Origin of the sequence: Bradyrhizobium zhanjiangense (assembly GCF_004114935.1) — a bacterium.
Classification (GTDB): domain Bacteria; phylum Pseudomonadota; class Alphaproteobacteria; order Rhizobiales; family Xanthobacteraceae; genus Bradyrhizobium; species Bradyrhizobium zhanjiangense.
Genome location: NZ_CP022221.1, coordinates 6,592,442 through 6,613,701 on the forward strand (window position 1 = coordinate 6,592,442; position 21,260 = coordinate 6,613,701).

Consider the following 21,260-nt stretch of genomic DNA (forward strand, 5'->3'; position numbering starts at 1 on the left):
CGATGAAAAGCCGCCGCATCCATCTGATGGGAGCTTCGGGATCCGGCGTGACGACGCTCGGTCGCGCGCTCGCCGCTCGGTTTGCGCTGCCGCATCACGACAGCGATGACTATTTCTGGCTGCCGACCGTGCCGCCCTACCAGACGACGCGCCCCACCTCCGAACGTCTACGCTTGATGCGCGAGATGTTTCTGCCGCGTATAGACTGGGTGCTGAGCGGATCTGTCACCGGCTGGGGCGACGAGCTCGTTCCATTCTTTGATCTCGTCGTCTTCGTGACCGCGCCGCGCGAAATGCGCTTGAAGCGATTGCGCGCTCGCGAGGCCGCCCATTTCGGCACCGACGCCGTCGCGCCCGGCGGCTGGCGTCATGATGAGACCGAAGACTTCATCGAATGGGCTTCCCATTATGAAGCCGGTGATCGCGAAGGCCGCAATCTTGCAAAGCATGAAATGTGGCTCGCGGGCTTGTCTTGCCCGGTCGTACGCGTTGACGGCTCACGCCCGCTTGCCGAGCTTGTCGAGCAGGTATGCAGCGAAGCGGAACGGTTGCCGGGCTGATGTGATATTCTCACGGAGCTTGCCTCTAAAAAATAAACAGGGAGAAAAACCGTGCTCAACTGACGCAGTGTCCTGCTTGCCTCCCTTGCCGCCGGAGTAGCCATGACCAGCAAAGCCCACGCCCGTGCGGCGCAGCCTGCGACCCCGATCAATTTCGACGTCCCGGCGCATGCCTGTGACTGCCACACCCACATCCATGGCGACGTCGAAAAGTTTCCGTTCTTCGCGGGACGCGTCTACACGCCGGAGCCGGCGAGTCCCGAAGAAATGGCCGCGCTGCACAAGGCGCTGCATATCAAGCGCGTGGTGATCGTGACGCCGAGCGTCTACGGCACCGACAATTCCTCCACTTTGTTCGGCATGAAGGCGCGCGGCGCGACCGCGCGCGGGGTGGCCGTGATCGACGATAAGACACCGGAGAGCGCGCTCGACACGATGCATCAGGACGGCTTCCGCGGCATCCGCCTCAATCTGGCGACCGGCGGCGTGAACGATCCCAATGTCGGCCGACCGCGCTTCACTGCCGCAGTCGAGCGCATGAAGGCGCGCGGCTGGCACGTGCAACTCTACACCACGCTTGCCATGATCTCGGCGATCAAGGACCTCGTCGAGACGGCGCCGGTGCCCGTCGTGTTCGACCATTTTGGCGGCCTTGAAGCCTCGCAGGGCCTGGAGCAGCCGGGCTTCTCCGATCTCGTCGCGCTGGTGAAATCCGGCAAGGCCTATGTCAAGATTTCGGGCGCCTACCGCTCATCAAAGCTCGCTCCCGACTATCAGGACATGGTGCCGTTCGCGAAGGCGCTGATCGCGGCGAACCCGGACCGCATCGTCTGGGGCACGGACTGGCCGCATCCGGATTCCAGCCGCGTCGAGGGACGCAAGCCCACCGACATCGCGCCGCTCTATCAGATCGACGACGGCCGGCTGCTTAATCAGCTGCCGGTGTGGGCGCCGGATGCGGACGTGCGCAAGAAGATCCTGGTCGACAATCCGGCGCGGCTCTACGGGTTCTGACTGTCAGCGCGCGCGGCGGGAGAAGAAGGAGATCAGGACCGGCAAGGTCACGAGGATCACCACGGGCGCCAGCATCATGCCGGTCACGACCACGACCGCGAGCGGCTTCTGCACCTGCGAGCCGATGCCTTCCGACAGCGCCGCCGGCAGCAGGCCGACGCCAGCGACGACGCAGGTCATCAGCACCGGACGAAGCTGCAATTCACCCGTGCGCACCACCGCGCTCATGCGGTCCATGCCCTCCTCGATGAGCTGGTTGAACTGCGACAGGATGATGATGCCGTCCATCACGGCGATGCCGAACAGCGCGATGAATCCGATCGCCGCGGAGACGCTGAATGCCGTGCCGGAAATCAAGAGACCCAGCACCCCGCCGAAGATCGCCATCGGGATCACGCTCATCGCGAGCAACGTGTCGGTCATCGAGCCGAAATTGAACCAGAGCAGAACACCGATCAGCGCCAGCGAGATCGGCACCACGATCGACAGCCGCCGGATCGCGTCCTGGAGATTGCCGAACTCGCCGACCCAGTCCATGTGCGAACCCGGCGGCAGCTGCACCTGCTCGGCGATCTTCTGCTGCGCCTCGCGGATGGCGCTGCCGAGATCGCGCTCGCGCACCGAGAACTTGATCGGCAGATAGCGCTCCTGCTGCTCGCGATAGATGTAGGCGGCGCCGGAGACGAGGCTGATATTGGCGACTTCGCTCAGGGGGATTTGCGTGACGGTGCCGTTCGGCCCCGGCGCGCCGATCCGCAAATTCTGGATCGCCTCCGCGCTTCTGCGGTATTCCGGCGCGAGGCGGACGATGATCGGGAAGTGGCGGTCGCTGCCCGGCTCATAGAGATCGCCCGCAGTGTCGCCGCCGATCGCGACCTTGATCGTGGCGTTGATGTCGCCGGGGGCGAGGCCATAGCGCGCGGCCTTGGCACGGTCGATGTCGATCTGGATGGTCGGCTGGCCGAGCGAGGTGAACACCGCGAGGTCGGTGACGCCCTGCACGGTGGCGAGCACCGATTTGATCTTGTTGGCGGTGTCGGTCAGCGCCTGGAGGTCGCTGCCGAACAGCTTGATCGAGTTCTCGCCCTTCACGCCGGAGACGGCTTCGGAGACGTTGTCCTGGAGATATTGCGAGAAGTTGAACTCGACACCGGGGAAGCGGTCGTCGAGCTGCTTGAGCAGCTCGGCAGTCAGCTCTTCCTTGTCGCGCGTGCCGGGCCATTGGCTCGCAGGCTTGAGCGGCGCGAAGAACTCGGCGTTGAAGAAGCCGGCCGCGTCGGTGCCGTCGTCGGGACGGCCGTGCTGCGACACCACGGACTCGACCTCAGGCCGGGCGCGGATGACCTTGCGCATCTCGTTGACGTAGGTGTTGCCTTCCTGGAGCGAGATGGTCGGCGGCAGCGTGGCGCGGATCCAGAGATTGCCCTCTTCCAGCTTTGGCAGAAATTCGAGACCGAGCAGCCGGCCGAGCGCCACCGTCATCAGCACGAGGCCGACGGCGCCGCCGAGCACGATGTTTCGATTGGCGACTGCCCAATGCAGCAGCGGCGAATACAACCGATGCAGGATCAGCATCACCTTCGTCTCGGTCTCCTCGACATGGGCGGGCAGGATGATCGCGGATAGCGCCGGGGTGACGGTGAAGGTCGCAAGCAGCCCGCCGGCCAGCGCATAGGCGTAGGTGCGCGCCATCGGCCCGAAGATGTTGCCCTCGACGCCCGATAGCGTGAACAGCGGCAGGAAGGCCGCGATGATGATTGCCGCTGCAAAGAAGATTGAGCGCGAAACGTCCGCCGCGGCGCTGAGGATGGCATGGCTCTTCATGCCGAACAGCGTCTCATTCGACATCTGCTCGGTTTCCGACATCGGCGTCGTCTGGGTCAGGCGGCGGAAGATCGCCTCCACCATGATGACGGTGGCGTCGACGATCAAGCCAAAGTCGATGGCGCCGACCGACAGCAGGTTCGCCGATTCTCCGCGGAGCACCAGGATGATAACGGCGAAGAACAGCGCGAACGGAATGGTGGCGCCGACGATCAGCGCGCTGCGCAAATCACCGAGGAAGATCCACTGCAACAGCACGATGAGCAGAATGCCGACCACCATGTTGTGCAGCACGGTGTGGGTGGTGAGCTCAATCAGGTCCCCGCGGTCGTAGATGCGCTCGATGCGCACGCCGGGCGGCAGGATGCTGGAGTTGTTGATGGTTTGAACGAGTTGGTGGACGCGCTTGATGGTCGGCGAGCTCTGCTCGCCGCGCCGCATCAGGACGATGCCCTGCACGATGTCGTCGGACTCGTCGAGGCCGGCAATGCCGAGACGGGGCTTCTGACCGACGGTTACGGTGGCGACGTCCTTGACCAGCACCGGATTGCCGCCGGACTGCGCCACCATGGTGTTGGCGAGGTCGTCGATCGACCGGATCAGGCCGACGCCGCGCACCACGGCCGATTGCTGGCCGATATTGACGGTATTGCCGCCGACATTGACGTTGGAATTGCCGACCGCCTGGAGCAATTGCGGCAGCGTCAGGCCGTTGGCAACCAGCTTGTTGAAATCGACCTGGAGCTCGTAGGTCTTGCTCCTGCCGCCCCAGCCGGTGACGTCGATGACGCCGGGTACGGCGCGGAAGCGGCGCTGCAGGATCCAGTCCTGGATGGTCTTGAGGTCGAGCACGCTGTAGTTCGGCGGACCCACCAGACGATACCTGAAGATTTCGCCGATCGGGCTGAGCGGCGAGATCTGCGGCTGCACGTTGCCGGGCAGCGGCGCGAGCTGCGCCAGCCGGTTCAGCACCTGCTGCAGCGCCTCGTCATAGGTGTAGGCGAAGGAGAACTGGAGTTTGATGTCGGAGAGGCCGTAGAGCGAGATGGTGCGGATGGTCGTGAGGTTCTTCAGGCCGGCGACCTGGGTCTCGATCGGGATCGTGATGTAGCGCTCGATCTCCTCGGCCGACAGGCCCGGGCTCTGCGTCACGATGTCGACCATCGGCGGGGTCGGATCGGGATAGGCTTCGATGTTGAGCTGGTTGAACGCGATCAGGCCGCCGATCAGGACGGCGACGAACATGCCGACCATTAGGAAGCGCCGGTTGACGGCAAGAGCAACGAGACGATCCATCAGGTCTTCAGTTTTCTTGGGTCGTCGATCAGCTGCCGGACGCCGCGCGGTCGATGAACAGGCTGCCCTTGGTGACGATCTGCTCGCCGGGTTTCAGATTGCTGGTCACCTCGACGAGGTTGCCGTTGATGAGGCCGATCTTGATCTGGCGCAGCTCGACCGATTTATCTTCGCGCGCGACCCAGATGCGGACCTTGTCGGCCTCGTAGATCAAAGCCTGTTTCGGCACCGCCGGTGCGGCACGGTCGCCGGCCGAGTAGATCGTGACGTTGGCGAACATCTCCGGCTTGAGCAGGCCGTCCTTGTTATCGATGGTGGCGCGGACCAGGAGGCGGCGTGTGCTGGGATCGATCGCGGCGGCGACGTAGTTGATCCTGGCGGTCAGCGGCCGCCCCGGCAGCGCCATCACGTTGACGGTGATGTCCTGACCGATGCACACCGCGGCCGCATCGCTCTCGCGCACGAACGCGGTGAGCCAGACCGTGGAGAGGTCGCCGATCACGAAGACCGGATCACTGGCACCGGAACTGACGTACTGGCCGGGGCCGATCTTGCGCTGCACGACGGTGCCTGCGATCGGCGAATAGATCGTGATTTCCGGATTGATCGCGCCCTTCTCCTGGAACGCCTTGATGGTCTCGTCGGTGAAACCGAGGATGCGCAGCTTGTTGCGCGCGGCTTCCAGCGCCGTCCCCGAGGAACGCATGTCGTTCTGCGCCTGGACCTGGGTCGCTTCCGCCTGCTGATAGTCCTTCAGCGGAATGGCATGCCCCTCATAGAGATCCTTGGCGCGCTTGAATTGGATGTCGGAGAGCTCGAGCGCCGACCTCGCCTTGTTCTGCGACGTCATCGCCGCAACGAAATCGTTCTGAGCCTGCACGGTGTCGGCGGCTTCGATCGTGAACAGCGGTTGGCCTTGCTTCAGGGTCTCGCCCGGCTTGGCGAGCAGCTTGGTGACCCGGCCCGCATAGGGCGAGAACACCGGCGTCGAGCGGTCCTCGTCGACCGCGACCTTGCCCTCGGTGACATACTCGGCCCGGAAGCTCTTGGCCTTGACCGGCTCGATCGTCAGCGTTGCCCATTCGGACGGCGTCGGCGTGAAGGTCTGCGCATTCCTGCGCGATTGGCTGGAGATGTCGGAGTGCTTCTTTTCCTTGGGCCCCGCCTGGAGGAAGCCGTAGGCCCCGGCACCGACGAGAGCTAGTAAAACTACGGAGGTGATCACCCGCGGTTTTGTAAGCACCTGCAATCGCTTGGTATTTTCAACTACCATTGAGCCCGGTCATGTCTGCGACGATCTCGGCAAATGACTGCCTCATCGGTCGCGCTAATAGTGCTGAATTCAGATTTCAGACAACCTAAAAAACGCTGGGCGCCTCTCGGTTGGCGTTAAAAATTTGCGACGTGTCAGCTTCATGTCAGCTTCGCGCCGGCCACTGTGCCGGATGACTGCCGAGCGGCATCGCCGGACGGCTCCATTGTGCCGGCGTTGTCGATAGCACCGCCGAATGACGCACCGCCTTCAACGTGCCGAAGCCAGATGGCATGCTTTCGATGAACGCTGCATGTACAGCGTCCCCCGTAAGATCCGGGGTGTTCAGTCCGCCGTCAAGGCGGCCGAGATTCCATAGCCAGCGTCCGGTCTGCGCCAGCGATACGCGCACGTGCCAGCTGCCGCCTTGGCGGGCCTGGCGCGCCTTGGCCACCATGGCGCCGAACGCCATCAGATAACCGGTGGCATGGTCGAGCATCTGCGCCGGCAATTCCTTGGGACCGTCGATGCCGGCGGCCAGCCCTTCCGCCTGGTTGAAGCCGATCGTGGTCTGCACCAGTGAATCGAAGCCGCGCCGCTCCGCCCAGGGGCCGGCATGGCCATAGGCCGACAGCGTGACATAGACGATGCCGGGACTAATTTGCGCCGCGTCCTCCGGTGCGAAACCGAGAGCGGCGAGCGCGCGCGGACGATAGCCTTGCGAGAAGACGTCGGCGTCTTTCAACAGCGCGCGCAATTGCGCCCTGCCCGCTTCGCTCTTCAGTTCGATGAAGGTGGTGAGCTTGCCGCGGCCGGTGTCGATGGTGAGCCAGGGGATGGCGGGTAATTCAGGCCCCGAGACGAGCAGCACGTCCGCGCCGTGCGCAGCGAGCGTGCGGCCCGCGACAGGGCCTGCGATGACGCGGGAGAGATCGAGCACGCGGAGGCCCGCGAGCGGACGATCGCTGTTCGACAATCCTTGGGGCCACGGTTTCGCCGGGGCCTCGCCGATCTTCTCGATCGAGACCAGCTGCAGTTCGGCGAGCGCGCGCGCCTGCGGCAGCGCCGACCATTCGTCATAGCTGCGCATCAGGGCGACGACGCCGCCCGCAGCGTAAGCCGCAGTTTCGAAATCCTCGCCTTTCCATTGCATCAGCGCCGCCTGCACCTTCTCGCGCTCGGGCACGCAGCCGAGCACGTTGCAGACAGCGTCGCGGTGATGCGGGAAATTGGTGTGGCAGCGGACGAAGCGGCCATCGCCGGTCCTGTAGACGCCGGCGATGGCGTCCCAGGCCGGGGGCGGCGGCTTGTCGTCGACGCGCAAATAGCGCTCGGATCGGCATTCGACGACCGCATGACGCATGTCGACGGAGACGTCCTGCGCCTCGCCGTTGCGCAGTCGCCAGATTTCGGTGGCGGCGAGGCCGGCGGCAGCGATCGTTGTCTGGCCGGCGACGGCGACGCGAAACGAGGATGGGATCTGCGGCTCCTCGCCCGTCAGCTGCACGCGGCCGAGGGCAGCCGGATCGCCGCCTGCGGAGGTCCAGATATCCCTGAGAACGTCGGCGGAGCTTTGCATGGCCGCTTCTCTCCCTTTAGTTTTCGCGACCATCCCACGTTCAGAGAAAGGATTGCAATGGCCGCCATCGATCCCCTCACCGCGGGCGCCGTGTTCGTCGCAACGGCGGCCACCGACGCGGTCTATGTGATGTTCACCTCGGCCGTGGTCGCTCGCAAGCGCGTACCGGCCGCGACCTGGAGCGCGATCTGGTACCTGCTCTCCTCCTACGCCGTGATCAGCTACACCGAGAACGCCTTCTATGTCGCCTTCGCCGCGATCGGCTCCTGGGCCGGTGCCTACGTCTCGCTGACCTTCCTGCATCGCCCACCCGGCGGCCCGCCGGTGGGCGCGGCGCCGGAGTGAGGATCGTCATTGCGAGCGCAGCGAAGCAATCCAGAATCTTTCCGCGGCGGCAGTCTGGATTGCTTCGTCGCAAGAGCTCCTCGCAATGACGATGTGGAGGCTTCAGCGTATCCACTCAAGCAGCTACACTTCCTGCGACCAAGAAACAAACAAGGAGCCAAACAATGGATCTCGGTCTCAAAGGCAAGAACGCCATCGTGCTCGGCGGCACGCGCGGCATCGGGCGGGCGATTGCGGCGACACTCGCCGGTGAAGGCGCCAATGTCGCGGTATGCGCGCGCAACGCCGATCAGGTTGCGGCCACCGTCACTGAACTGAAGGCAAGCGGTGTCAGCGCCATCGGCAGCCCCGTCGACGTCACCGACGGCGCGGCGCTGAAAGGCTGGATCGAGAATGTCGCGAAAGAACTCGGCGGCATCGATTTGCTGTTCTCCAATGCCGGCGCGATGGCGCAGGGCCAGGATGCCGCGTCCTGGGAGCAGAATTTTCGGCTCGACGTGCTCGGCGCCGTGCATGCGTTCGATGCCGCGCGGCCATTCCTCGAAGCCAGCGGCGAGAGAAGCGGCGATGCGGCCTTCGTCATCATCTCCTCGATCTCGGCCGCACAGGCTGACCTCGCCAGCTCCTATGGCCCGATCAAGGCGGCGCTGATCCACATGGCCAAGGGACTGGCGCGGCAATATGCGAAGAAGAAGATCCGCGTCAACGTGGTGTCGCCCGGCACCGTCTATTTCAAGGGCGGCGTCTGGAACATGATCGAGCAGAACATGCCCGAGCGCTACAAGGATGCGATGAGCCGCAATCCGACCGGCCGCATGGCCACGCCGCAGGAAATCGCGAGCGCGGCGGTGTTCTTGGCGAGCCCGGTGTCATCGTTCACGACCGGGTCTAATCTCGTCGTGGACGGCGCGATTTCGAACCGGGTGAATTTTTAGGGGCGACAAGGTTCGTAACCGCCCCGTCATCCTGAGGTGCGAAGCTTGCGATGCAAAGCATCGCAGGCTGAGCCTCGAAGGATGAACGGCCACGATGCAGCCGGGCCGTCGCCCTTCGAGGGCCGCTGAAGAAGCGGCCGCCTCAGGGTGACGGCGAGAGATTGCGCGAGCTGAGCAAACCTCAATGAAAATCTCGCGACGGCGGCAGGATGCGGACGTTGCGGGGATGGCGGATTTTTTGCGCGGGGGTATCGGCGTGAGCGCGGGGGTCGTCGTTGAGGGGCTCGATCAGGTCGGCGCCTGACGGCACCGGATGCTTGCAGCTTAAGGCATCGTTGGCGAGACCGATCAGATCGTGCGAGCGATCGATCATGCGCTGGGCGATGAGATGCGTCACCTTTTCGGGGCTGCTCTGGATATAGCCTTCGACCAGGATGAGGCGCGCGCCCATCACCTCTTTGCGGTATTGCTCCATGATCTTGGGCCACACCACGACATTGGCGATGCCGGTTTCGTCCTCCAGCGTCATGAACACGACGCCGCTGGCGCTACCCGGCCGCTGCCGCACCAGCACGACGCCGGCGCAGCGAACGCGGCGCCGCTCGTTCTCATGGCTGACATCCTTGCAAGCGATGACGCGCTCGCGCGAGAACATCTCGCGGAGGAACTCCATCGGATGTCCCTTCAGCGACAACCGGATGGTCTGATAGTCGGCGACCACCTGCTCGGCGCGCGGCATCACCGGCAATGGTTTTGCGTGCTCGTCCGGCTGCTCGCGCGCGGTGGCTGCCTCGAACAATGGCAGCGGCACGTCGTCGGGCAGCCGACGCACCTGCCATAGCGCCTCACGACGGTCGAGCCCGAGCGAGCGGAACGCGTCGGCATCCGCCAGCAGGATCAGCGCGCGCTTGGGCAGGCCGGTGTCGCGCGCAAAATCTTCCAGCGAGGTGAAGGGACGGCGGTTGCGGGCGGCGATAATGCGGTCGGCCCAGTCCTGGGCTCTCTCCGTATTGTTCTGAGCTACCTCCCCATCGTCATTCCGGCGCGCGCTACTTGGCGCGAGCCCGGAATCCATTCCTCCTCTACGCGGCCTCATGGATTCCGGGTTCGCGCTTCCGCCTTCGCTCTCAGAGCTTCGGCGGACAAGCCGCGCCCCTCGGAATGACAGCTGGGAGCGCTTCAGGCGTTCCTCATCCTCATCCAGCCAGTGGAAGCCGTCGATTTGGCGGAAACCGAGGCGCACGGCGCAATATTTGTCTCTCCCCTGCTCCAGCGTGTTCTGCGCAAAGCTGTAGGACACGTCGATGTCGCGCACCTCGACGCCGTTCTTGCGGGCATCGCCGACGATCTGTGCCGGGGCATAAAAGCCCATCGGCTGCGAGTTCAAGAGGCCGCAGCAGAAGGCGTCGGGATGGTAATGCTTCAGCCATGAAGAGATATAGACGAGCTGCGCGAAGCTCGCGGCGTGGCTCTCGGGGAAACCGTAGGAGCCGAAGCCTTTGATCTGGTCGAAGCAGCTTCTGGCGAAGTCGGCATCATAGCCGCGCGCGACCATGTTGCCGATCAGCTTGTCCTCATATTTGCCGATGGTGCCGACATTGCGGAAGGTCGCCATCGAGCGGCGCAGGCCATTGGCCTCCTCGGAGGTGAATTTTGCCGCCTCGATCGCGATCCGCATCGCCTGCTCCTGGAACAGAGGCACGCCCTTGGTCTTATGCAGCACCTTGTAGAGCTCGTCCGCAGGACCATGCTCGGGCGACGGCGAGGGATAACGCACCTCCTCCTGACCGTTCCGCCGCCGTAAGTAAGGATGCACCATATCGCCCTGGATCGGCCCCGGACGTACGATCGCGACTTCGATGACGAGATCGTAGAAGGTGCGCGGCTTCAGGCGCGGCAGCATGTTCATCTGCGCGCGGCTCTCGACCTGGAACACGCCGAGCGATTCCCCGTCGCAAAGCATGTCATAGACTTTGGGATCGTCCTGCGGGACGCTCGCCAGCACCCAGCGCTCGCCCTTGTGCTCCGCGATCAAATCGAAACATTTGCGGATACAGGTCAGCATGCCCAGCGCCAGCACGTCGACCTTCATCATGCTGAGCGCATCGACGTCATCCTTGTCCCATTCGATGAAAGTACGATCGTCCATTGCGGCGTTGCCGATCGGCACATAGGTGTCGAGCCGGTCCTGCGTCAGCACATAGCCGCCGACATGCTGGGAGAGATGGCGCGGGAATTCGATCAGCTCGGTTGCGAGCTCGACCGCGAGGTTGATCATGGGATTGTTGGGATCGAGCCCGGCCTGCCTGACCTGCATGTCGTTGAGGCCCTTGCCCCAGCTTCCCCAGACGGTATCGGCGAGCGCGGCAGTGACGTCCTCGGTCAGGCCCAGCGCCTTGCCGACGTCGCGGATGGCGCTGCGCGGGCGGTAATGGATGACGGTAGCGATGATCGCGGCGCGGTGGCGGCCGTAGCGGCGATAGACATATTGCATCACCTCCTCGCGCCGCGAATGCTCGAAATCGACGTCGATGTCAGGCGGCTCCAGCCGCTCCTTGGAGATGAAGCGCTCGAACAACAGATCGACCTTGGTCGGATCGACCGAGGTGATGCCGAGCACATAACACACGGCCGAGTTCGCCGCCGATCCCCGCCCCTGGCATAGGATATTCTGGCTGCGCGCGTAGCGCACGATGTCGTGCACGGTGAGGAAGTAATGTGCGTATTTCAACTCGGCGATCAGCGCGAGCTCTTTCTTCAACGTCGCATACAGTTTCTCGTCGATTTTGGTGATGCCGCCGAAATATTTGTCGACGCCGGCCCATGTCAGGTCCTCCAGATGCCCTTGCGCGGTCTTGCCCGGCGGCACCGGCTCGTCCGGATATTGGTATTTGAGCTGATCGAGCGAGAAGTCGATTGCGTCTGCAAAGCGCATGGTCTCCGCGACAGCCTCGGGGAAATCGCGGAACAGCCGCGACATCTCCCTGGGCGTCTTCAAGAATCGCTCGGCATTGGCTTCCAGCTTCCGTCCGACCGCCTCGATCGTGGTCTTTTCTCGGATGCAGGTCAGCACGTCCTGCAAGGGACGGCGCGCCGGATGATGATAGAGCACCTCGTTGGTCGCGAGCAGCGGCACTCGTGCTTCTGCCGCGAGATCATCGAGCCGCGCCAGCCGGCGCCGGTCGTCGCCGCGATAGATCAGGCTCGCCGCCAGCCACACGCCCTCGGCGCGGCTGTCCTTGAGTTTCGCAAGAACATCCAGCGCCTGCGCGGGTTCGAAACGATGCGGCAGCGTCAGGACCAGGAGCTGACCTTCCGAAAACGCGAGGAGATCGGCGAAGGTGAGACGGCATTCCCCCTTCTCGATCCGCGTGATGTCGTCGCCGCGCTTGCCCTTGGTGAGAAGCTGGCACAGCCGGCCATAGGCCGCGCGGTCGCGCGGATAGACGAGGATGTCCGGCGTGCCGTCGATGAAGACGATGCGCGCCCCGATCAGGAGTTTCGGCTTGTGCAGCACCTCGGCATTGTCGAGCTCCTTGTAGGCGCGCACCACGCCGGCCAGCGTGTTGTGATCGGCGATGCCGATCGCGGGGATGCCGAGGATGCTGGCCTGATGCACATAGGCGCGCGGATCCGAGCCGCCACGCAGGAAGGAAAAATTGGTGGTGATGCCAATCTCGGCATAGGCAGGCGTGTTCATGCGAAGAGACCGTGCACATACCAGCTGGGAGGAACGGGCTTGCCGTCGTGATCGAAGCACTCCCCCTCATAAAGACCGTCGCGAAAAATCCAGAAGCGCAGGCCTTCGGCATCCTCGATACGGAAATAATCCCGCGTGAGCTGCTTGCCGTCCTGCCGCCACCATTCCATGGCGATGCGCTCGGGTCCCTCCACCCGCACCACCGCATGTAGCGCGCGGCGCCAGGTGAACTGATGTGGCGGACCGTCTGGCACGGTCGCGAACGGCACCTTGATTGGCTCTGGCTTGTCGAACAGCCGCAAGGGGCGCAGCGGCGGCTCGCTCTCGGCACGTGCCGGCCATTCGGCCTGCATGGCAGCGGCGAGATGATGCTGCGCCGGCGCGGTCAGCACCGCGCATTCAGGGATATGGGTGTCCTGCGGCAGGTGCACGACGACACGCTTGCCGCCGATGCGTGCGGCAATGCGGTCGATCAGTGCGGCGAGCTCGTCATTGTCGTGGACATGAGCGTCGAGATCGCGCTGCTCCTGCACCACGATCTCGGTGCGGCTCGTCGACAGCCGCACCATGTCGAAGCCGAAGCCGGGATCGAGCGGATCGGCGAGTGCGTCGAGGCGCTCGCGGAACAGGCGGTCAATGACCGCGCTTCGCGTCACCGGACGTCCGGTCTCGACCGTGATCGCGCGCACCACGCCGTCGGTGCGGAAAAAGGCGGCTTCCAGGCGCCGCGCGCCCTTGCCTTGCTTCTCCATGGACGCGATCAACGTGTCGGCGAGCCGCGACAGCGTCATCGCAATCATGGTGTCGGTCGCGATCGGCTCGGCAAAACGCTTTTCCACGATGTAGTCGGGCAGCGGCTTGCGCGGGTTGATCGGCGCATCGCCCTGCCCCAGCGCATGCGCCAACAGCGTGGAGAATCGCGCGCCGAACCGCGCCGTGATCTCGCTCGGCGTGCGCGCGGCGACATCGCCGATGGTCTTCAGCCCGGCACGGCGCAGGCCAGTGGTGATGGTCTCGCCTGCGCCCAGCGCGGATATCGGCAACCGGCTGATCGCCTCCGCCTCCTCGCCATCGGCCACGATGGTGCCCGTGGCCTGCCGCGTCAGCGTGCGCGCGCAGACCGAGGTGCCGGCGATCGCCGCGCTGACGGCAAACCCCTGCCGGGCCAATGCGCGGACCAACGTCCGCAACAACGCGGCCTCACCACCGAACAGATGCGCGCAGCCGGTGATGTCGAGGAACAGCCCGTGCGGCGAATCGAGCGCCACCAGCGGCGTGAAGCGGTCGCACCAGTCCGCGACATCGCTGAGCGTCTTCGCATCGGCCACGACATCGGCGTCGAATACACGCAGGTCCGGGCACATCGCCCGCGCATTCGCCAGCGGCTGACCGATATACAGGCCGAGGCGCTCGGCGGCCTCGTCCAGCGCATGAATCACCAGCGCATTGTTGTCCTTGATGACGACGATGCTTGGATCATTGCTCTTATGCAGTCCGACGTTGCCAAAGAACCGCTGAATCCGATCGATTGGCAGGCGCGGCAGCCACAGGCTGAGGACACGTCGACGGCTCACTGAACTGGCACTCATCACATTTCCATTCCATGATCCACCGGCCACATGGGCCATGACGATTGCGCAAGAGCTCGGCATCGAAGCGCGGCGCCCCCCAGGCACTCCACACCGGGCCCGGCGGTGAATGCGCCGCGCGCAGCATCCATCGTGTTTCCGCGGTCGAGGGCATCGGTTGCGCGGCCATGCGCAGCAAGAGCCCGGTGACGCCGGAAGATTGCGCGGCCAGCGTCAGCTTGCGGCTCGCCACGAGATCGAACTGCCTGATCTCGCCCCAGAGCTCGAGCACCACGGCCCCCAGCGCATCGCAGGCGAGCGCGTCGGCTGAGGTGCGCAGTGCGCTCTCGACATCGGCGGCGCGCACCATCACCACGCGGCGCGGGTCGAGACCGAGTTCGGCAAGCCCGCTCATCGACAGCGCGCCGGTTTCGATTTCCGAAAAATCCTGCCGCACCCACAGCAGCGGCTTGCGTGCCATCACGCGGCCCGCAAGCCCCATGACGAAGCCCGTCGCGGCCGTTCCCTGCCGGCCCTCGCAAAACACCTCATGGATCGCCGCGCGTGCAAGCCCGCCCTTCAGCGCGGTATCCGCCTCGCTGTGGCCGAGCGCGACGCGATCGCGATGATGCACGACCTCCGCCGTCTCGATGCGCTCGATCTGGCTGCGCAAGGTCGCAAGCGCGCTGATGCGTGCGCCGCTCATGCTCGCCGCTCCTTCAGAGATTGATGCCGTGGTCCTCAAAAGAAGAACCAACGGCTGGCTCATTTGTTCATGATATGTTCTAATATAAAGCTAACGGCGCCCCGAGAGTCAATCGAATTGGCGCTCAGTCGGATTCATGAGCAGAATCAAGAGGATTCAAGTACCATGTACCTCATCACTCTCGACAGCCAGACCGATTTCGAGAGCTGGCGCAAAACCGCCCGCGCGCTCGCACTGCATCAGATCGCGCCGGCCGACGTGACCTGGAGCGTGCAGGGCCGCGCGAAAGAGGCGGTGCCGGCCGGTCTATGCGAAGCGCCAGGCATTCCGCTGATCGAAACCGACGGCACCTTCAGCGTGCCGGCCAATTTCATCGAGCTCGCCCGCATCGCGGCCCTGCACCGCGACGGTGAACGCTTTGCGCTGCTCTATCGCCTGCTGTGGCGGTTACGGACCGACCACGATCTGCTCGAGACCAGGGCCGATCCGGACGTCGCGCAGGCGACAGCGATGGCCGTCAGCGTGCATCGCGACATGCAGCGGATGCGCGATGTCATTCGCTTCCGCGAGATCGGACGCGAGCACAACGCACATTACGCGGCCTGGTTCGTGCCGGAGCATCACATCGTCGAATTCACCGCCCCCTTCTTCGCGCGCCGCTACGCCGACATGCCCTGGTCGATCCTCACGCCCGACATTTGCGCCCATTGGGACGGCCACGCGATCTCCTTCACCCCGGGCATCAGCCAGACGGAGATGCCCGGCCCAAACCGGTTGGAGGAAACCTGGCGCCGCCACTTTCGGCCAGACCACCCGATCACGCCGGAAGCACCGAAGAAGAGTCACAGGAACCTGTCGAAAGCCTCGATACTTGAACCCCTGCTCGTCGATGCCGAACGCTGGACCGGCGGGTGGATCACCCCGCGGCCGGAGGCTCCGATGAAACGCAAGCTAGCTGCCGATGATCTCGACGCGCTCCGTAAGGAGGCCGCGCATTGCCGCGCCTGCCATCTCTACAAAGACGCAACCCAGACCGTGTTCGGCGAAGGCCCGAAGTCCGCCAACATCATGCTGGTCGGCGAGCAGCCCGGCGACAAGGAAGACCTCGCCGGCCATCCCTTCGTCGGCCCGGCCGGCCAGATGCTCGACCGCGCGCTGGAGGAGGCCGGCGTCGATCGCAAGAAGGTCTATGTCACCAACGCGGTCAAACACTTCAAATTCGTGCCACGCGGAAAGGTCCGCCTGCACCAGAAGCCGACTACGCCGGAGATCCGGGCGTGCCGGCAATGGTATGAGCGGGAAGTTTCGGCAATCCAGCCCGATCTCATCGTGGCGATGGGCGCCACCGCCGCGCAAAGCGTGTTCGGCAAGATCACCCCAATCGGCAAAAACCGAGGCCGGCTCATCGACCTACCCGACGGCCGCAAGGCTTTGGTGACAGTGCATCCGTCTTATCTGCTGCGGCTGCCAGATCCCGAGACCAAGGTGCTGGAATATCAGCGCTTTGTCGACGATTTGAAGATCGCGGCCGGCTTGCAGAAGAAGGCTGCACGGGCAGCCTAATACTGGCAGCAAAAACGGCCTTCACGCCTTAGTTGTCATCCGGCCTTCAAATCCATCGCGGACAATACCCTTACTTGAAAGTTAAGGGGCGTCCAGACATGACCGATGTTGCATTTGACCGCGCGGTAACAGATCCCGCGCCCGTCCAGCCGGCCTCGCGGCCAAATCTCGACAAGGGCTTCAATCCGCTGACGTTGATCCTGTTCTTCGGCATCCTCGCCGCCGGCCTGCTGTTCGTCGCCTACAGCATCTATGTCGACGTCAACGCCACCGGCACGCGGGTGACGACCTACCTGCCCTACATCCTCCTGTTCGTCGCGCTCCTGATCGCGCTCGGCTTCGAATTCGTCAACGGCTTCCACGACACCGCCAATGCGGTGGCGACCGTGATCTACACCCATTCGCTGCCAGCCGAAGTCGCGGTGATGTGGTCGGGCTTCTTCAACTTCCTCGGCGTGCTCTTGTCCTCCGGCGCGGTCGCCTTCGGCATCGTCTCGCTGCTGCCGGTCGAACTGATCCTCCAGGTCGGCTCCAGCGCCGGCTTCGCCATGGTGTTCGCGCTCCTGATCGCCGCGATCCTGTGGAATCTCGGCACCTGGTTCTTCGGCCTGCCGGCCTCCTCCTCGCACACGCTGATCGGCTCGATCATCGGCGTCGGCGTCGCCAACGCCGTCATGCGCGGCCGCGACGGCACCTCGGGCGTGGATTGGAGCAAGGCGATCGAGATCGGCTACGCGCTGCTGTTGTCGCCGCTGTTCGGCTTCATCTGCGCCGCCGTGCTGTTGCTGCTGCTCAAGTTCATCGTGCGTAACCCGGCGCTCTATGCCGCGCCCGAAGGCAACAAGGCGCCGCCGCTGTGGATCCGCGGCCTTCTGATCGCAACCTGCACCGGCGTCAGCTTCGCGCACGGCTCGAACGACGGCCAGAAGGGCATGGGCCTGATCATGCTGATCCTGATCGGCACCGTGCCGACGGCTTACGCCCTCAACCGCGCGCTGCCGGAATCCCAGGTCGCCCAGTTCCAGAAGACCTCCGAGGCTGCCTCCAAGGTGATCTCGGCGAAAGGCGCGGGCCACAGCATCATCGGCGATCCTCGTCCGGCGGTGACGCAGTACATCGCCCTGCACGAGCTCAACGACGGTACCTATCCCTCGCTCGCCGTGCTGGTGAAGGACGTCGGCGATCAGGTTGCCCGATACGGCACGCTGAGCAAGGTACCCGCCGAAGCCGTCGGCAATACCCGCAACGACATGTACCTGACGTCGGAAGCGATCCGTTTCCTGATGAAGGACAAGGCGAACGATCTCAACAAGGATGAGATCGCGGTGCTCAACACCTACAAGGGCTCGCTCGATGCCGCCACGAAGTTCATCCCGAACTGGGTGAAGATCGCAGTCGCCATCGCGCTCGGCCTCGGCACCATGATCGGCTGGAAGCGCATCGTCATCACCGTGGGCGAGAAGATCGGCAAGAGCCATCTCACCTACGCGCAGGGCGCCTCGGCCGAGCTCGTGGCCGCCGCCACGATCGGCGCCGCCGACGTGTTCGGCCTGCCGGTCTCGACCACCCACGTGCTGTCGTCCGGCGTCGCCGGTACCATGGCGGCGAACGGTTCGGGCCTGCAATGGTCGACGATCCGCAACCTGCTGATGGCCTGGGTGCTGACCCTGCCCTGCGCGATCATGCTGTCGGCCACGCTCTACGTGATCTTCTCGCGGATGTTCTGAACTTCTTTCCCTCTCCCCGTTCTTACGGGGAGAGGGTTAGGGTGAGGGGCTGCATCCACAATCACGGTGATAGATGGACTCGCGGAGAGTCCCCCTCACCCGATCGCTTACGCGATCGACCTCTCCCCGCATCCGCCTTCGCCGAGGCTTCGGCGGACAAGAGCGGGCGAGGTGAACTACGACGCAGCCAGCGATTCCTCGACCAGCTTGACCCAGTAGGACGTGCCGTAGACGATCGCCTCGTCGTTGAAATTATAGGCGGGATGATGCAGGCCGGCGCTGTCGCCATTGCCGCAGAAGATGAAGGCGCCGGGGCGCGCTTCCAGCATGTAGGCGAAATCCTCGCCGCCCATCAGCGGTGGCATCTCGTGCACGTTGGCGTCCCCTGCGACCTGCTTGGCGATGCGCCTTGCCACCTCGGTCTCCGCAGCGTGGTTGTTCACCACCGGATAGTTGCGCTTGTAGCGCAGATCGATCTTGGCACCCGTGATCTGCGCCACGCCTGCCACAACCTCGTGCACGCGCTTCTCGACCAGCTTGCGCACCTCCGGCGACAACGTACGGATGGTGCCCCTCAGCGTCGCCGTCTGCGGAATGACATTGCGGGCATTGCCGGCGTGGAATTCGCAGATCGAGATCACCGCCGATTCCAAGGGATCGACGCTGCGCGCGACGATCGATTGCAAGGCGGTTATCACCTGCGCACCGACCAGCACGGAGTCCACGCATTTGTGCGGACGCGCGGCATGGCCGCCGACGCCCTCGATCATGATGTCGACCTCGTCGGTCGCCGCCATGATCGGACCCGGCCGGATCGCGAACGAGCCGATGGGGATGCCCGGGCCGTTATGCATGCCGTAGACCTGCTCAATGCCGAAGCGCTCCATCAGGCCGTCCTTGACCATGGCCGCACCGCCCGCGCCGCCCTCCTCGGCCGGCTGGAAGATCACCACGGCATCGCCGGCGAAATTGCGGGTCTCGGCGAGGTAGCGCGCCGCGCCCAGCAGCATCGCGGTGTGGCCGTCATGGCCGCAGGCGTGCATCTTGCCCGGGGTCTTGGAGGCGTAAGGCAGGTTGGTCTGCTCCTCGACGGGCAGCGCGTCCATGTCGGCGCGCAGGCCAATCACCTTGAGCCCCTCGCCGGCCGGATTGCTGCCCTTGATCACGCCGACCACGCCGGTCTGGCCAAGGCCAGTCACGACCTCATCGCAGCCGAACTCACGCAAACGGTCCGCAACGAATGCTGCGGTGCGGTGAACGTCATATAGCAGCTCCGGATGCTGATGCATGTCCCGGCGCCAGGCCTGAATATCGGGTTGGAGGTCGGCGACGCGGTTCACGATGGGCATGGAGGGTCTCAAGCTTTGTTGGGAATACAGGACTGTCTACCATGCAAGCGCCGGTCCACCTAACTGCCGCGGATCGAGGGTAGCCCTGTCTTCTCGTCATGGCCGGGCTTGTAGCGAGCTTGTCTTCGCCATCCACGTCCGACTATTAGGACAGAAAGCGCTGGAGCCCCGGGACAAGCCCCGGGCATGACGCCTGTTTGGGTGGACGCAGAATGCCAAGACGGCTCGAAGGTGAGTTTGACTACATTGTCGTCGGGGCCGGCACGGCGGGCTGTATCCTCGCGAACCGGCTCTCGGCCGATCCGAAGAACCGTGTCCTCATTCTCGAGGCCGGCGGCGACGACAACTGGATCTGGTTCCACATCCCGGTCGGCTATCTCTTTGCCATCGGCAATCCGCGCTCGGATTGGATGTTCAAGACCGAGGCTGAGCCGGGCCTGAACGGCCGCGCGCTCGCCTATCCCCGCGGCAAGGTGATCGGCGGCTGCTCGTCGATCAATGCCATGATCTCGATGCGCGGACAGGCTGCCGATTACGACCATTGGCGCCAGCTCGGCATGACCGGCTGGGGCTATGACGACGTGCTGCCGCTGTTCAAGCGGCTGGAAGATCACTTCCTGGGCGCGAGCGAGCATCACGGCGCCGGCGGCGGCTGGCGCATCGAGGCACCGCGGCTATCGTGGACGATTCTGGACGCGGTGGGCGACGCCGCCGAGGAGATGGGCATCAAGCGCATCCCGGATTTCAACACCGGCGATAACGAAGGCACGAGCTATTTCCACGTCAACCAGAAGCGTGGGCGGCGGTGGTCGTCGGCGCGCGGCTTCCTCAAGCCGGCGCTGAACCGCCCCAATCTGCGGCTCGAGAAGCATGTGCTTGTCGACCGTATCATCATCGAGCAGGGCCGCGCCATCGGCGTGCGCTTCATCCAGAATGGCGAGATCATCGAGGCACGGGCGAAGCGCGAGGTGATCCTCTCGGCCGGCTCGATCGGCTCGGTGCAAGTGCTGCATCGCTCCGGCATCGGCCCCGCCGACTGGCTATCGCCGCTCGGCATCGACGTCGTCATGGACAAGCCCGGTGTGGGGCGCAACTTACAGGACCATCTGCAGCAGCGCGCGATCTACAAGGTCGAGGGCGTGCGCACGCTGAACGAGACCTATTACAACCTGTTCCGCCGCGGCCTGATGGGGCTCGACTACGCCTTCCGCCGCCGCGGTCCGCTGACCATGGCGCCGTCGCAGCTCGGTATCTTCACGCGCTCGGATGCGACGCGCGAACGCGCCAACATTCAGTTCCACGTGCAGCCGCTGTCGCTCGACAAGTTCGGCGATCCCCTGCACCGCTTCCCCGCGATCACGGTGAGCGCCTGCAATCTCCAGCCAACCTCGCGCGGCACCGTGCGGCTGCGCTCGGCGAGCCCGGACGAGAAGCCGATCATCGCGCCGAACTATCTGTCGACCGATGACGATCGCCAGGTCGGCGCCGACGCAATCCGCACGACGCGCCGCCTGATGCAGCAGAAGGCGCTCGCAAAATATCGCCCGAGCGAATACCTGCCCGGCCCCTCCGTCGGCGACGATGATGCCTCGCTCGCGAAGGCCGCCGGCGACATCGGCACCACCATCTTCCATCCCGTCGGCACGGCGAAGATGGGCGCGGCGAACGATCCGATGGCGGTGGTCGACGAACGCCTGCGCTTCTACGGCCTTTCCGGCCTTCGCATCGTCGATGCCTCGATCATGCCGACCATCACCTCGGGTAACACCAACACGCCGACCGCGATGATCGCCGAGAAAGGCGCGACGATGATCTTGGAGGATGCGAAGTAGCATCTTGCCA

The 21,260-nt window shown here is 64.4% G+C and carries 14 protein-coding genes; 7 read left to right on the top strand and 7 right to left on the bottom strand.

Features of this window, described 5'->3' with window-relative positions; translation table 11 throughout:
* Positions 1-2: 2 nt before the first annotated feature.
* Positions 3-560, top strand: coding sequence for a P-loop NTPase family protein (locus XH85_RS31685; protein ID WP_128934983.1), 558 nt, complete (start codon positions 3-5; stop codon positions 558-560).
* A 102-nt stretch (positions 561-662) separates the two neighbouring features.
* Positions 663-1,574, top strand: a complete 912-nt coding sequence (locus tag XH85_RS31690; RefSeq protein WP_128934984.1) for an amidohydrolase family protein — start codon at positions 663-665, stop codon at positions 1,572-1,574.
* Positions 1,575-1,577: 3 nt separating this feature from the next.
* Here the strand turns inward: XH85_RS31690 and XH85_RS31695 are convergent, their stop codons facing one another.
* From XH85_RS31695 to XH85_RS31705, 3 genes are all read right to left on the bottom strand, one after another.
* Entirely contained in the window at positions 1,578-4,694 is a 3,117-nt protein-coding gene (locus XH85_RS31695; protein WP_128934985.1) for an efflux RND transporter permease subunit, read from the bottom strand.
* 28 nt (positions 4,695-4,722) lie between these two features.
* Positions 4,723-5,967, bottom strand: a complete 1,245-nt coding sequence (locus tag XH85_RS31700) for an efflux RND transporter periplasmic adaptor subunit (protein WP_128934986.1) — start codon at positions 5,965-5,967, stop codon at positions 4,723-4,725.
* A 145-nt stretch (positions 5,968-6,112) separates the two neighbouring features.
* Positions 6,113-7,525 carry a CoA transferase gene (locus XH85_RS31705; protein WP_128934987.1) on the bottom strand — a complete coding sequence of 471 codons (1,413 nt, stop codon included), beginning with the start codon at positions 7,523-7,525 and terminating at the stop codon, positions 6,113-6,115.
* A gap of 57 nt (positions 7,526-7,582) precedes the next feature.
* Here XH85_RS31705 and XH85_RS31710 point away from each other — a divergent pair, with 57 nt between their 5' ends.
* The gene (locus tag XH85_RS31710; RefSeq protein WP_091890782.1) at positions 7,583-7,870 is read left to right on the top strand and encodes a hypothetical protein; all 288 of its coding nucleotides are present in this window, start codon (positions 7,583-7,585) and stop codon (positions 7,868-7,870) included.
* Positions 7,871-8,034: 164 nt separating this feature from the next.
* Positions 8,035-8,805 (top strand): SDR family NAD(P)-dependent oxidoreductase, encoded by a 771-nt coding sequence (locus XH85_RS31715; RefSeq protein WP_128934988.1) that lies wholly within the window; start codon positions 8,035-8,037, stop codon positions 8,803-8,805.
* A gap of 181 nt (positions 8,806-8,986) precedes the next feature.
* On the opposite strand, the gene XH85_RS31720 is transcribed toward XH85_RS31715, so the two are convergent.
* The 3 genes from XH85_RS31720 to XH85_RS31730 are packed head-to-tail and all read right to left on the bottom strand — an operon-like array spanning position 8,987 to position 14,779.
* A complete protein-coding gene (locus XH85_RS31720) occupies positions 8,987-12,505 on the bottom strand; it encodes an error-prone DNA polymerase (protein ID WP_128934989.1) in 3,519 nt (1,172 codons plus the stop codon).
* Positions 12,502-14,094 (bottom strand): Y-family DNA polymerase, encoded by a 1,593-nt coding sequence (locus XH85_RS31725; protein WP_164939981.1) that lies wholly within the window; start codon positions 14,092-14,094, stop codon positions 12,502-12,504. Before XH85_RS31725 ends, XH85_RS31720 begins: the two co-directional genes overlap by 4 nt.
* Entirely contained in the window at positions 13,991-14,779 is a 789-nt protein-coding gene (locus XH85_RS31730) for an ImuA family protein (protein ID WP_128934990.1), read from the bottom strand. The genes XH85_RS31725 and XH85_RS31730 overlap by 104 nt, the downstream gene beginning before the upstream one ends.
* Positions 14,780-14,944: 165 nt before the next feature.
* On the opposite strand from XH85_RS31730, the gene XH85_RS31735 reads away from it, so the two are divergent.
* Both XH85_RS31735 and XH85_RS31740 read left to right on the top strand, forming a co-directional pair.
* On the top strand, positions 14,945-16,342 hold the full coding sequence (locus tag XH85_RS31735; protein ID WP_128934991.1) for a UdgX family uracil-DNA binding protein: 1,398 nt from the start codon (positions 14,945-14,947) through the stop codon (positions 16,340-16,342).
* Between the two features lie 98 nt (positions 16,343-16,440).
* Positions 16,441-18,069: an inorganic phosphate transporter gene (locus XH85_RS31740; protein WP_128934992.1), complete on the top strand. Its 1,629-nt coding sequence runs from the start codon at positions 16,441-16,443 to the stop codon at positions 18,067-18,069.
* A gap of 176 nt (positions 18,070-18,245) precedes the next feature.
* Here the strand turns inward: XH85_RS31740 and XH85_RS31745 are convergent, their stop codons facing one another.
* On the bottom strand, positions 18,246-19,418 hold the full coding sequence (locus XH85_RS31745; protein WP_128934993.1) for a M20 aminoacylase family protein: 1,173 nt from the start codon (positions 19,416-19,418) through the stop codon (positions 18,246-18,248).
* Positions 19,419-19,630: 212 nt separating this feature from the next.
* Between XH85_RS31745 and XH85_RS31750 the strand changes: the two genes are divergently transcribed.
* Positions 19,631-21,250, top strand: a complete 1,620-nt coding sequence (locus XH85_RS31750; RefSeq protein ID WP_128934994.1) for a GMC family oxidoreductase — start codon at positions 19,631-19,633, stop codon at positions 21,248-21,250.
* Positions 21,251-21,260: the final 10 nt, after the last annotated feature.